The 14142-nt window shown below is 42.2% G+C and carries 11 protein-coding genes; 8 read left to right on the top strand and 3 right to left on the bottom strand.

The annotated features are described in order from the left end of the window. Positions 1–5: 5 nt before the first annotated feature. Together ACZIX4_RS13430 and ACZIX4_RS13425 are read left to right on the top strand one after the other, a co-directional pair. Positions 6–1673 (top strand): MBOAT family O-acyltransferase, encoded by a 1668-nt coding sequence (locus ACZIX4_RS13430; protein ID WP_463336158.1) that lies wholly within the window; start codon positions 6–8, stop codon positions 1671–1673. 119 nt (positions 1674–1792) lie between these two features. Further along, positions 1793–3157 carry a peptide-N-glycosidase F-related protein gene (locus tag ACZIX4_RS13425; protein ID WP_463336157.1) on the top strand — a complete coding sequence of 455 codons (1365 nt, stop codon included), beginning with the start codon at positions 1793–1795 and terminating at the stop codon, positions 3155–3157. A 62-nt stretch (positions 3158–3219) separates the two neighbouring features. On the opposite strand, the gene ACZIX4_RS13420 is transcribed toward ACZIX4_RS13425, so the two are convergent. From ACZIX4_RS13420 to ACZIX4_RS13410, 3 genes are read right to left on the bottom strand one after another with little or no spacing between them, the layout of a single operon-like run. Then, a complete protein-coding gene (locus ACZIX4_RS13420) occupies positions 3220–5754 on the bottom strand; it encodes a TonB-dependent receptor plug domain-containing protein (RefSeq protein WP_463336156.1) in 2535 nt (844 codons plus the stop codon). Then, positions 5751–6647: a FecR family protein gene (locus tag ACZIX4_RS13415; protein WP_463336155.1), complete on the bottom strand. Its 897-nt coding sequence runs from the start codon at positions 6645–6647 to the stop codon at positions 5751–5753. The genes ACZIX4_RS13420 and ACZIX4_RS13415 overlap by 4 nt, the downstream gene beginning before the upstream one ends. A gap of 57 nt (positions 6648–6704) precedes the next feature. Beyond that, the gene (locus tag ACZIX4_RS13410) at positions 6705–7226 is read right to left on the bottom strand and encodes an RNA polymerase sigma factor (RefSeq protein ID WP_463336154.1); all 522 of its coding nucleotides are present in this window, start codon (positions 7224–7226) and stop codon (positions 6705–6707) included. A gap of 659 nt (positions 7227–7885) precedes the next feature. Between ACZIX4_RS13410 and ACZIX4_RS13405 the strand changes: the two genes are divergently transcribed. The 6 genes from ACZIX4_RS13405 (at position 7886) to ffh (ending at position 14073) form a co-directional block, all read left to right on the top strand. Beyond that, positions 7886–8350, top strand: a complete 465-nt coding sequence (locus ACZIX4_RS13405; protein ID WP_463336153.1) for a hypothetical protein — start codon at positions 7886–7888, stop codon at positions 8348–8350. 212 nt (positions 8351–8562) lie between these two features. Next, positions 8563–9246: a hypothetical protein gene (locus ACZIX4_RS13400; protein WP_463336152.1), complete on the top strand. Its 684-nt coding sequence runs from the start codon at positions 8563–8565 to the stop codon at positions 9244–9246. Between the two features lie 598 nt (positions 9247–9844). After that, complete coding sequence (locus ACZIX4_RS13395; protein ID WP_463336151.1) at positions 9845–11554, top strand: type VI secretion system amidase effector protein Tae4; 1710 nt, start codon at positions 9845–9847, stop codon at positions 11552–11554. Positions 11555–11559: 5 nt separating this feature from the next. Continuing rightward, positions 11560–11928: a hypothetical protein gene (locus tag ACZIX4_RS13390; RefSeq protein WP_463336150.1), complete on the top strand. Its 369-nt coding sequence runs from the start codon at positions 11560–11562 to the stop codon at positions 11926–11928. Between the two features lie 226 nt (positions 11929–12154). Beyond that, entirely contained in the window at positions 12155–12550 is a 396-nt protein-coding gene (locus tag ACZIX4_RS13385) for a hypothetical protein (RefSeq protein ID WP_463336149.1), read from the top strand. Between the two features lie 185 nt (positions 12551–12735). Beyond that, positions 12736–14073 (top strand): signal recognition particle protein, encoded by a 1338-nt coding sequence (gene ffh / locus ACZIX4_RS13380; protein ID WP_463336148.1) that lies wholly within the window; start codon positions 12736–12738, stop codon positions 14071–14073. Positions 14074–14142: the final 69 nt, after the last annotated feature.

Here is a 14142-nt window from a genome sequence, read left to right as displayed (position 1 = left end):
TAACAATGCTGCTGAACGATTATTTATCGCAAATAACCATTGAAGACCTAAGGCACTGGTTTTTATACAACCCTAAGGAACCCATGCTGTTCAGTACAGCTAAATTCCTGAGGTTATTCCTTATATTTTACTTTTTCTACGGGCTGCTGCGCAATACCTTCCGCCCAAGGCTGGCTTTTACCGCCGCATTTTCCATTTACTTTTACTACCTGTGCAGCGAAAGGTATTTTGTACTGCTCATTTTCAGCACCGTGGTAGATTATACGTTGAGTTACTTCCTGTTCCGGGAGCAACGCACGTTGCCACGTAAAATATACCTGTGGTTCAGCGTGGCTGTAAACCTGGTGTTTTTGGGCTATTTTAAATACGCTACATTCATTGCGGAGAGTGCTAACGAGCTTTTCGGCTGGCAATACACCGTACACAAAGTACTACTGCCGGTAGGCATATCGTTCTTTACGTTCCAGTCGATAAGTTATATCATAGAAGTATACCGCAAGGAAATAACCCCTACCAAAAACTACCTGGACTATCTGTTCTTTGTGTCGTTCTTCCCACAGTTGGTAGCAGGCCCTATAGTGCGTGCCAAAGACTTTTTGCCACAGATATACAGTAAGCTGGTACTTACCAAAGACGACGTTACCCACGCATTCTTCCTGATTATAGGTGGTCTTATAAAGAAGACAATAATATCAGACTACATCTCCATAAACTTTGTAGACCGTGTTTTTGACGCACCGGATCTGTACACCCCGTTTGAAAACCTTATGGCGGCCTACGGCTATACCATACAGATTTATTGCGACTTTTCGGGCTATAGTGATATGGCCATAGGTATAGCGCTGTTACTGGGCTTTAAACTGCCTACCAACTTCCGTACACCGTATAAATCGGCAAGCATTACCGAATTTTGGCGCAGGTGGCACATATCGTTGTCTACCTGGCTGAAGGACTTCCTGTACATATCTGTAGGTGGTAACCGAAAGGGCACCCTGGCAGGCTTCCTGTTCCCCGCATTGTTCTTTTTCGGGCTGATTGTATGGGGCATCAACTATGCGAGCGTAAGCAATGTACCGCTTATCATCAGCATCAGCGGGCTTGTGGTGTTTACACTCACTTTTGTTTTGGCAAAGGAAAAAGAAAAGACCATGTTTACCAATGTAAACCTGCTTACTACCATGTTGCTTGGCGGGCTATGGCACGGCGCCAGCCTGCGTTATATAATATGGGGTGCATTGCACGGCATAGCACTGGCAGTACACAAAATATGGATGGAGTTTTTCCCATCGAAAAAAGACAGCAAGCCAACAGCATTTTCCGCCCTGTGGAAATTTATTGCAGTCATCATCACTTTCCACTTTGTGGCCTTTTGCTGGATATTTTTCCGCGCCCGTAATTTTGATATTGCCCTTGGGCTTATCAACAACATCGGCAAACTTACCTTTGACCCTGAGCAATGGAAAACCATCATCATTGGCTATAAAAACGTATTCATGCTTATGGCTATCGGCTATGCATGGCACCTGCTGCCTGAGGGTATTTCGCTTGCCATGAAGCGCTCTTTTGCCAAAATGCCGGCGATAATAAAAGGCATAATAGTAGGCCTTGTTTTCTGGCTGGTGTATGCTGCAGCTTCGGCAGGACCGCAACCGTTCATATATTTCCAGTTTTAAATGTAACATTCTGAGAAGAATTAGTGTTTTTAGCCAAAAAAGTATTTTTTGAGTAGGCAATTTCGTGTTTCGCTTAAATATTTTTTGGTATTTTTGGCGCTTAACTTATTTACTCTGCGATGAAAAAAACACTACTACTTATTGGTTTACTGACTTCGGTTTTTGGCTATAGAGTATCGGCACAGGCTACTGAGCCCTACACACTACAGGTATATGACGACGCTGTATATTACGGCATGTATGAAGGTACTGTAGACGAGCCACTACCGGAAGATGCACAACGTAACAACAACTCTTCTTACGGAAAAAAAATTACCGAAGAACAAATAGCCCTAATGGGGAACATGCTTACCCTTACAGTTCATGCCGAAGCGCTATGTGACGACTATGACCGTATAGGTAACGTTAACCTGGCCTTTGTACCAAAAGGTGCTACATCTTACAACTACAGCGAAGTTAGCAGGATAGAAATTGCAAGGTTTATAACCCCGTTTATGAACAACCTTACGCAAACCCCTACACAGGTACCTTACGTTTTTGAAATTAACAACGTAGCTACTATACTGCACGACCCTGTTCTTTCTTCAGAATATGATTTTTGGATAGAACTTGAAATCTACGGTTACCAAGGCTCATCTACACAAGGTGGCGCCGTATATGATTTCCCTAACATATGTACAGGAAGGAACGACGTATACAAAGGATCACTTACGCTTGATTCTGAATACGACGAAAACATCCCTACTGGCGACCTTGTATTCCAGGAACTGAGTTTCAAATATGAAATGAAAGACTATACCCTTGACGGTACAGATGTACTAAGCCAAACGGTTAAAACAATTGACTTTACACTACCTGAAGCAGTTACTGACGGTTATTTTTATGTGGTAATGTCTAACCACGGTTCTAACAATGGTGGTGAAGAATACAAAAACAGGTGGCATTATGTATACCTTGACGGTAACGAAGTATCAAGCTTTAAACCGGGCAAGAACTGTGAACAGTACAGGCAATACAACACTATGGGTAACGGCGTTTATGGCCCTTCGCCAAGGAGCAACACCTATTGGCTGAGCCGCGCATGGTGTCCGGGTGCAAAAATAGACACACGCGAAATATCATTGGGCAACCTTGCTGCCGGAGAACACAGCTACAAAATGGATGTACCGGACGCTACATTTGCAGGAAACCAGGGATACTTCCCTATGTCGGCTTACTTCCAGGGCTATGCAGCTACTGCAGGTACAGATAATGTAACCAAAAACACTTTTACTGTATTCCCTAACCCTGCTACCGATGTAGTTAACCTAAAAAGCAACGGTGAGCCTGTAAAAGGATATGAAGTAGTAAATACACTGGGCCAGACTGTACTTACAGGTAACGGCGAAACCGTAAACATGAGCCAGCTGCAAGCAGGTATGTACATGGTTAAAGCGCAGTTTACAAACGGCCAGGTAGCTACTCAAAAAGTTATCAAAAAATAATTTTGTTTTAGTTTATCAATATTTTTGATAGATCCGCCTGCTGTGCAGGCGGATTTTTTTTGCTAAAAACTAAACCTCAGCACTGCATTTGGTGTGCGGCGCAATGCGTAGGTGTTTACCGTTTCTATAGACTGGCTTACGTCGCTTACACGATAGTAGCGGTTCAGCAGGTTCTTGCGGTTAAGCAAATTGATGACAGAAAAACCTGTATATAACTGCGTCTTTTTGCCAAACTGAAGCGTATACCCGGCAGAAAGATTTACTTGGAAATAGGTATTAACACGGCGACCGTTAGGATAATCGTATAATATGGAATAGGTTCCGCCACCTTCTAGCGGGGTATCAATAAGCGGGGCGGTATAAGGGCGACCGCTTAACAGCTTGGAACCAAGCGATACCTTCAGGTTTTTATATTCGTAAGTTATTGCATTGTTTACGGCATGCGGTTGTTCAAAATTACTCCTGAAATTTTGCGGGTCGAATGAACCGAAATGGTATCGGTTGTGGTTATACGCATAACTAAGCCAGATGTAAAAATGCTTAAACTGCTTTTGTATAAGCACCTCTGTACCAAATATTGCGTAACTACCCGTAGCCGTTAACCCTTCAAACTGATCCTGGAAACCCTGTGCACCGGCAGTGATGCCTTTCACCTCCTTATAAAAGTTATCTATAGTCACCAGCCAGTCGTTGTGTTTCCACCCTGCGCCTATAGCAACCTGGCTGCTACGCTGTATGGGCACATCGGCATTATTAGCCAATACCCAGCGGCGCTTTTCCACACCCAGGAAATCATCCTGAAGGCCTACCATTTGCGTCGCGGTCTGGCTTTTCCGTTCGGCTTGTAATTGCACTTTCAGCGCAGGCGAAACCCTGTAGGATGCACTGAGCCTTGGCTCGGCAATAACCAGCCCGAACTTCTCAAAATAATTAAGCCTTAACCCTCCCTGTGCACGCCAGCGGCTGCTAAAGGGTGTATAATCGGCCTGTGCGGAAAATGCATGCGTGCGCAGCACTTCCTTTACTTCCAGGCTGTACTGCGGATAGTTGATGAGGTCGCGGTTTTTAATACCGGTTTCGTTATACTGGTAGCCCGCTTTTATGCTAAGGCTGTCACTGGCTTTGTAGGTATACCAAAGGTGTGCACCATTGTCATTAATAATATTCTGCTGAAGTGTGGTACGCCCAAAATCCAATTCAGAATTTAGTGCATCTACATTGTAGTATGAGTAGTAAACACCTACATCTGTACTGTGGCGGCTGCCCCATTTCGATTTTAAAGTTGCGGCGCCCCCCAGTGTAGTTTGCTCAAGGTTACTGCTCTTTATTACCAGCCCGTAAGGCATAAAAGTGCTTTGGGTAAAATCGAGTGTATTGCGAATGCCTGTACCATCTATGTACAGGTGGTGTTTTTGGTTGAATATCTGGTGGTATTGCAGCGTAGCATCGTAAAAATAAAACTCCTTGTCGCTTTTATAAAAAACGTAATCACTATCGTTGCTCTTTACCTCAGTATCCTGAAAGATACGTTGCGAATAGCGCGTATAAGTAGGAAAATCAAGCACGTCTGTAAACGAACGGCGTGCAGCCACCTCAACGTTAGAGGTTGGCGATGTTTTAATACGGGCAGTACCGTCTACCCCTATCATATTTACACCCACACTCCCGCGGGTGTCACCTATTTCATCAGGGTGCGATGATATATTTACGGTGCTGGAAACACTCTCCCCGTACAGGGCCGATGTACCGTTCTTTGAAATTTCTATACTATGTGCAAGGTTAGGATTCAGTGCCGATATAAGCCCGAAAAAATGCCCGGTCTGGAACAGGCGGATACCATTCCAGGTAAACAGGTTTTGGTCATGGCTGCCCCCGCGTACGTTTATATTATTCACGGTTTCGTCTACGCTGTTTATGCCAGGAAGCTGCTTCATGGCTTGTAGCACATCAGCTTCGGTAAGCCCCGGCAGTATCCCAAATTTTGCCGGTTTAATGGTATAGGTGCCGTTTGGGCTTAGGGTAATACCTGTAGCCAGATAGCGTTCTGCCACCACTTCGGCCAGTTCGTGTACATCGGGCTCCAGCCTTATTTCGGCACAGTCGCCGTAGGTTTCGGTTACCGAAAATTTCAGGGGTTTGTACCCGGCCTGTTCTACCATAAGTGTGGTAACATCGGCAGGGAATTCAAAATAGCCGTCGGCGCCGGAAAGTACACGCGTTTGCCCGTATTGAATTACTGAATTTTCCAGTATCAATCCGGTTTCATCGGCAACAAAGGCACAACGCGTTTGGGATTTTGGGGTATTTTTGGGGGGCTGGTATACGGTAATATATGCACCGTTTTGCTTAAACTTAAGCAGCGTACGGTTGCTTATATATATCAGTTTTGCACGCAGCGGAAGCCTTTCTTCAGGAGGGAAGATGGAATGCCCCGCTACATCATTTTCGGCAAAATTAAATTTGATATTATGCTGTTTGGCAATACCCGAAAGTATCTTTTTCAGTTCAATACTTTTCTGTTCGGACGACTGCCCGTAAGCGGCACCGAAAAAAAAAAGCATTACCGTTAAAAGCAGATACTGGGTATCACGCGTCATTCAGCCGATAGTATAATTTCTTTACCCTGTTTTTTATACGTTAAGCCATATGGCAGCGAAAACATATCAAGGGTTGTTTCCAGGTTCTTTACCGGCAGGGTACCACTGTAGCCGCCTTTAGCATTCAGTTTGCCCTGTACTTTTATCTTTACATCAAACTGGCGTTCCAGTTCGGCAAGTACATTTTCTGGTGTTTCTATGCTAAAATCTACCTCGTGGCGGTTTACCCATCCGGGTTCTTCTTTCTTAACGCCGGGTATGTGCAGGTTATTGCCATTATCATACGCTACGGCCTTACCCGGGGTAAGCAGTACGGTTTCATTTTTGGTAGTAACCCTTACCTTGCCTTCGTAGCAGGTAACATCAAGGCGGTTGCCGCGCACTTTTACATTAAAGCGTGTACCCACTACTGTTACAGTACCCTGAGGGGTTACCACATCAAAGGTTTTGCCTTTAGCCGCCTTAAAAAAGGCTTCACCGTTAAGTTCCAGCCTGCGGTTGTTATCCCAGTTAAAGGTTTTAAATTCCGCTTCAGAACCGGCATTAAGCGCTACCTCAGAATCATCGGGCAGTAAAAACGCATTTGTAGTACCTGCCACCGCAGCCTCTGTAGTAACACGGGTTGCATACAGGTATACCGAAATACCCACCGCCACTAAAAGTGCGGCAGCCACACGGCCAAACCAGTCATTAAGCCTGCGTACTTTAGGCGTATTTTGGTTCAGCTTCTGCTGTTGTATACGGGCATAAAGTGCCTCCATATCGGCCTGTGGAGCCACCAGCTCCGCCGAGTATTGTTTTATTTTGCTGTAAGTGGCATATTCCGGCAACGACTCAAACTCCATCAGCTCCTGCGCATCCATCTCATCGTTTAGCCACTTTGCTAACTTCACATCTTCCATCTTTTTTGCATCTTTTGTTACTCTATAACAGTAATATACTAAAATACCCTACCTGAAATTATCAATTTGTTTACGAAGGTCCTGCAGGGCACCGTGCAGGCGCTTTTCTACCGCCTTAACACTTATACCCAGCATGTCTGCTATTTCGTGGTATTTCTTCCCTTCTATACGGTGCAGCAAAAAAGCAGTACGCTGCGCCTCACTAAGGCCCGCTATGGCTTTTTGCAGCTTTACCTTAAACTGCTCTTCCTCCATTAAAAATTCAGGATTCTGTACATCAGCGCCTGATTTGGCACTTTTCTTGGCATATTGCAGCACCACCTTCTGGTGTGCCACCTGGTTTAGCGAAGTGTTATTGGCTACGGTATAAATAAATGCCTTGGCCTTTTCGGGCGGTACGCTACCGCAGTTTTCCCATAGTTTTATAAAGGCTTCCTGCGTTACGTCTTCGGCCTGGTCTTCGTTGCCAAATTTATAATACAGGTAATTGCGCAGCGTTTTGGCATGCTTCGCAAAAAAGTTCGAAAACGTGATTTCCTCACATATTCCACCGGTTCTTTCTATATCCATATGCCGCTGGCTAAATTCGTGTTTAAGTTAGCAATTTTTCTGCTATGCGGGGGTACCCTATACAAAAATAGCATTTTTAGGGGTAAACATTAAACAGCCTAAACAGGTTTTTCCCTACCCTCAGCTTACTATTGGAAGGCTATAAAGAGTATCATATAGAAACAGACATACTTCATCCAACCGTATATGCCGAAATACTGTGACATCTGTTCACTGCCATCTTAAAAGCTTTAAAAAGAAGCAAAAAGTACTGTGTAGCGCAATCGCCAGTAATTACTACCAGTTTAGGAACACGCCCAGTTATTTTCCAAAATATTTTAAAAAAAGATGAAATATTTACTCCCAATACGTTAATTTTTTCTGAAAATCACTTTGATATTTGTGAAAAAAAAATTAAATTTCGGAACATTTGAGTTTGTTATTAATTCTTTTGGCCAAGTAAACCTTAGTTGATAGTTTTTAATGAAAGAGGCCTGTCGAAACACCTGCGGCAGGCTTTTTTTGTGTCCTGTTTCGAATAATAAACCAAACCCTCCAAATTCTCGGCTGAAACCACGCAAAGCCACTTTTAACCTTCCTTAAACAAAAGAATTAACGAATATTGCGTTACTTGTAACTGCGATACGACATTGTTTTTACTAAAAAACGCAATTAACACTATGAAACTGACGATGAAAACCCTGAAGCCGGCAGTGGCTGTACTGCTGCTCGCCCTTACCTCCTGCTCTGACGATGACAGCAACAACAATGTGAACGGCAATGCGACAGCAATAGCCAATAACATGAAAAGTGGCACGTGGCGCATAACCGGCTTCACTGAAAACGGCAATGATGAAACCTACCATTTTACCGGTTACAACTTTACCTTTTCTGAAAACGGCATCCTTACCGCCACTAACGGCACCAACACTTACAACGGTGGCTGGAATGTAGAGGACGACAACAGCGATGACGATGATGATTACAGCGATATTGATTTTAATATTGCCTTTGACAACCCCGCAGAATTTACAGAACTTACAGACGACTGGCACGTATACCAGCGTACCGGGGTAAAGATTGTACTGATAGACGAAAGCGGCGGCAATGGCGGCACTGATTATGTAACTTTTGAAAAAAATTAAAAAAACACCTAACATAAGGTAGGGTATTTTTTTACCTGCCTGTTATAACAGGCATACACAGTATTGGAAAGTATCCCATCAACAGAGGAAATGATATAATGAAAAAGAAACGCGTCAATTAATTTTCTCCCGGCCGGTACTGTAACAGGTATCGGCCATCTTTTTTTGTTTAAATGGGTTTAAAATATTTCCACCCAGTCAATGTAGTTGTTATGAAAAAGTACACACTTTTTTTTACGGTCCTATGCGCCATAACGGGTATGCTGTGCTTTTCATGCCAGGAGGAAAGTTCTGTAGAAAATAATTCCGGGGCGCTGGGACCTTATTCAACTGTAACAACACTATTGCAGGCTGCTACCGTAAACGAAGCCGACGCAGGCTATGTGATAGACAGCACACATTGCTTTAACATTGTACTTCCGGTTACGGTTACCGCAAATGGCCAGCAGGTGCAGGTAAACTCCGAAAGCGATTATGCTACAGTAGCCGGTATATTTGGGCAAAGCAGCACTGACACCGACCATCTGGAATATCAGTTCCCAATACACATCACCTACCCCGGCAGCCCTACAACCTACGAAACCGGCTCGCAGCAGGAATACAATAACTACATTAACAGCTGCGACACTACGCCTTCGCTGCAAAGCGGCTCCGTAACCATAAATTACCCTATAACCGTTTTAGGATATAACAGCGGCAACCAGTTGCAGCAAACGTACAGCATGAATGATGATACAGAGCTGTATAACTTTTTAATAAGCCTGCGGGAAAACCAGTACTATACCATAAGCTACCCCATAACCCTTACCATGCCCGATCCCGGCACCCTAACAGTAAGTGATAATGGCGACTTACTGGAATTCTTACAGCTGGCCCAGGCTAACTATGGCAGATAACCTGCTGATCCATTATCTTAAGGACATGTAATAAATGTTATAAATATTTCAAGTTTTTTCCACTTAAAGACCGGCCGGGGGAATTGGCCGGTCTTTTGCTCTTTAAGGATTTTACCACAATGAGATATTTTGGTGTTTTTTTACCACGAGGTGCACAAAGGTTTTTCACGAGGTTCACAAGTAAAATAAATTAAGATAACTACTCATAAAGGCCACAACGCTTCATGTTCTTCCGCCTACGGCGGGAAGGCCTGCCCCTGTGTATCTTCGTGAAGAACTTCGTGTACCTTGTGGTAAAATTTTAGGAACGCGTATATATGGGTAAAACAATAGTAGAGTTGATATTTAAGATAAGCGGGTAGGGAAAATCATTATTCAGTTGTTTTAAGTGTAGTCAAAAAGAATTTAGTTTTTATATTTCCATTTGTTTCGATTATTTAATGAAGGAACCGGCTTCATCCCAGGAGGCTGGTTTTTTTTGTTAATTTTAGGTTAAGAGTGTTGGTAGGTTGTTCTTTTTGAATTAAATATGTCTAAAAAACCACCATCTTATGAAAATCTTTACTAAACATTCCCTTATTGCATTCGTGCTTTTTTAATGACACTATTCATGGGCTGCTCTACTGAAAATGTAGTTACTGATAAAGGTAGGTCCAGTGAGTTAAAATCAAAACTAATTGGTTATAATGAATTGTCGCAAAACCCGAAATTATTACAGAAACTTGATGAAATCAATCATGCTAAGACGCTATTGAAAAGCATAAAAAGTAATAACTATGATTTTTCAATAAATACCGAAAAAGTGTTACTTATAGAGAAAGGGGATTACAAGTCATATACATTTGTAATACGTAGGGATTCAATAAATGGATACTTTGAGAATCTATTCCTGCATCCATATAAAAATGGATACTTAGCTTACTTATTTCGGTATGATTTACGAAAATATGATCTAAACGCGCTTAACAACGGGACAGCTATTGCCCAAAATTTCAGTGAATTACAATTTACTTCTCTTGAAGATTTGGATTTAGGGAGCGAAATAGGAGTTGATATAGAAACAACTGCTTATGGCGGCGGATCAGGTTTAGGGGTTATCATGTATGAAGGACAATGTTGGAGGGTTAATCACGTTTGGGAAAATGATGAAGGTTTAATTATGTGGGACATAATCTTATGCCCTGGCTGTGAAGGTTGTGGAGATGGTTTTAGTAGTTCTGGCAGTTCAGGTGGTGGTTCTTCAAGCGGAGGTGTTGCTATGCAACAATATTTGGCTATATGGGATCTTGCAGGTGGATCAGGCGGATCAGGCGGATCAGGCGGAAGTGGATCCGGAACAGGCGGCGGTGGCAGTTCAGGTGGAGGGTCAAATTCCGGAGGATACAATCCTTTTAATCCACCAGTACAAGATGTAAACAATCCAAATCCAACACCTGGTGGATCCGGCTTATATTTTGACAATCCTATTATAGGAATATTGTCTCCCGATTTCAATTCGCTCGAACTTTTTAAAAACAGCTTAACTTCTCAACAAAAGGCTTTTTGGGAGAACCAAAACAATATTGGGATTGTCAAAGCACTCAAAGATTATTTGGTTGACAATAGTTTTGATACTCAAAGTAAAAATTTTGTAAGATGGGCTATAGGATATTTCATTCTCCATCCAAATACTCCAATAGACCTGTTTAAAAGTTGGTTTATGGGGGAGTCTGAAGGAGAAGATGGAGTATATGATGCGGAATATTGGGAAAATCCAAACTTGACATTTCCTCCACAAAATCTTCCTAGCTGGAATGCATTCAATAGCGCTTTTCCAAAAAAGAATGGAAACCACATGCCAAGTAGTGAGGTTTATCAGTTAGTGGGAGGACAACTGTATAGTAATCATTTAGCTAATCAACCAGCATACAGCAATGCTTGTGCTATAAGGGTTTCGCGTGCCTTGAATTATTCAGGGGTTGTGGTTCCAAATATCCCGGGACAAACTGAAAAAGGAGCCGATAATAAAAATTATTTTATAAGTGCTGCAAACTTAAATGCATGGATGAAAAAAGTTTTTGGAAACCCAACCAACCATTTTACCGGTATACAAGGAGGAGCCCAAGGAGTAAATTTTCCTGCATTATTGGCAAATAAAAAAGGAATTTACATAATGATTCCTAAATATCCGGCTTATTTTGCTTCGGGACATGCTGATATTTGGAATGGAATTAGTTGTAACAGTAGTTGTTATTTCAATATTGAACAAACCCTTCCAAATGGCAATTCACAAGGTGTTGCATACATTAACCTTTGGCAATTAAATTAACCAAAATGAAAAGTATAGCTATAATTAGTTTTTTAATTTTATTTATAGCCTGTTCACCCAAACAGGTTGTAAAGGAAAACGAATGGATAACTGCTTATAAAAATACGGCCTGCATAGCATGTATGAGTGAGCTACAAGAATGCAATAAGAATGATATTTCTAATGCCATAAATTTCGACCTGATTGGCAATACTTTTTATTTTAAGCAAGCTGATAGTTTAGGGAAGTTATATGGTTTAGCTATTAAGCCTTCACCGAATATGGATTATGAGGGGAGAAAAATAATCACTAACTCCTGTTTAGAGTTTTATAATAGTAAAAAGTTAGACAGTATATCTCAATTAGCATATAAGGATTATTTGGCACATCAGTGAAATTAAACATTAACCCACTTTATCGCGGTTTTAGATCCGACAAGTAACAAAAAGGGGATTTATATTTTAATCTCCAACTGGCCTTCACAATTCGGAGCGACTGGACACTCCTCTTTTTTCAAAAATCATTCATGTACTGGGCATTGTTATTTTAATGCTGGTGGAGGTGTCGCTTACATTAATTTTTGGAATTTAAATTAATAACAATGAAAAATCTTTTTTTTGCTTGTCTCTTTGCTTTTTATATTCTTGTAATTGTCATAAAGCTAAGGTTAACAATGGATTACATGGGGATTTCCCTCCAAATGAAAAACAAGCATGGATTGAAGCCTATAAATCGGAATGTTTTATTTCATGTCTTGGCGCGGCATACGGGAAGTCTTTTGATTCTTTAAACGCCATCGATGTTTCATCTTCTGTCAATACTGAAATAATTGGTTCCGAAATTTCTGATAGAGTAGATTCTATAGGCTTTAAAATCGGCAAAGTTAGGTCTTTTGATGAGGGAGATTTTGCCGGAAAGAGATCTATTGTAAATAATTGCCTACAATACTACAACTCAAAAGAGTTGGATTCTCTCGCAGAAAATGCATATAGTATATATAAAAAGAAGACAAACTAATACAAGAAAAATGGGCTTAAGCAGTAAAAAGATAGACAGTATACCTCAATTAACAAATAAGAATTATATGACACATCAGTGAAATTAAACATTAACCTGCTATAAAGCAGGTTTTTTATTTACATAACTCCTTACTTCAAAATCAAATCCTTAAATTTGCACCTTCTATAAATGAAACCACGAGTATGTTTGATAATTTAAGTGAGAAATTAGACAAAGCGTTCCATATACTAAAGGGACATGGCAAGATTACCGATGTAAACGTAGCCGACACCCTTAAAGAGGTGCGCCGTGCCCTTCTTGATGCCGACGTTAACTTTAAGATAGCCAAAGATTTTACCACCCGCGTACGCGATAAGGCCATAGGCGAAAACGTACTTACTACGCTACAGCCGGGCCAACTAATGGTAAAAATAGTGAAGGATGAGCTTACCGAGCTTATGGGTGGCGATGCTGCGGGCATTAACCTTAGCGGTAACCCTTCGGTTATACTTATGAGCGGCCTTCAGGGTAGTGGTAAAACCACCTTCTCCGGTAAACTGGCTAATTTCCTTAAAACCAAAAAGAACAAGAAACCACTACTTGTAGCGTGTGATATTTATCGCCCTGCGGCGATAAACCAGCTGCATGTGGTAGGTGAACAGATAGGTGTGGAAGTATATAGCGAAGAAGGCAACCGCAACCCTGTGGAAATAGCCCAGAACGCTATAAAGCACGCCAAGGCAAACGGCTTTAACGTGGTTATTGTGGATACCGCCGGCCGCCTTGCTGTAGACGAGGAAATGATGAACGAGATTGCAAACGTTCATAAAGCTATAGAACCACAGGAAACCCTGTTTGTGGTAGATGCCATGACCGGCCAGGATGCCGTGAATACTGCCAAGGCATTTAACGACAGGCTGGATTTTGACGGTGTTATCCTTACCAAGCTTGACGGTGATACCCGTGGTGGTGCAGCCATCACCATTAAATCGGTAGTAAACAAGCCGATTAAGTTTGTGGGTACCGGTGAGAAGATGGAAGCTATTGATGTGTTCTACCCGAACCGTATGGCCGACCGTATCCTTGGTATGGGTGACGTGGTGTCGCTTGTAGAGCGCGCACAGGAGCAGTACGACGAAGAAGAGGCACGCAAGCTACAGAAAAAAATCGCGAAGAACGAATTTGGCTTTGACGATTTCCTTACACAGATACAGCAGGTAAAGAAAATGGGTAACATGAAAGACCTTATAGGTATGATACCCGGTGCAGGCAAAGCCCTGAAAGATGTAGAGATTGAAGACGATGCCTTTAAGCACATAGAGGCCATAATACACAGTATGACACCGAAAGAGCGCAGCAAACCTGCCATAATTGATGTAAAACGCAAAAACCGTATAGCAAAAGGAAGCGGCACCAGCATACAACAGGTAAACCAGCTACTGAAGCAGTTTGACCAGATGAGCAAAATGATGAAGATGATGCAGGGTGGTGCCGGTAAAAACCTTATGCGTATGATGGGTGGCATGAAAGGAATGCAGTAATTTTAGTTTCAGGTTTAAAGTTGCTCACTCAACCCCTAAACCAAGTGGTTTTCCGTACAGCTTAGCCGA

The organism is Flavobacterium niveum (assembly GCF_055231775.1).
Note: the sequence above shows the minus strand (reverse complement) of the source record. Positions and strands in the feature narration are given on the sequence as shown.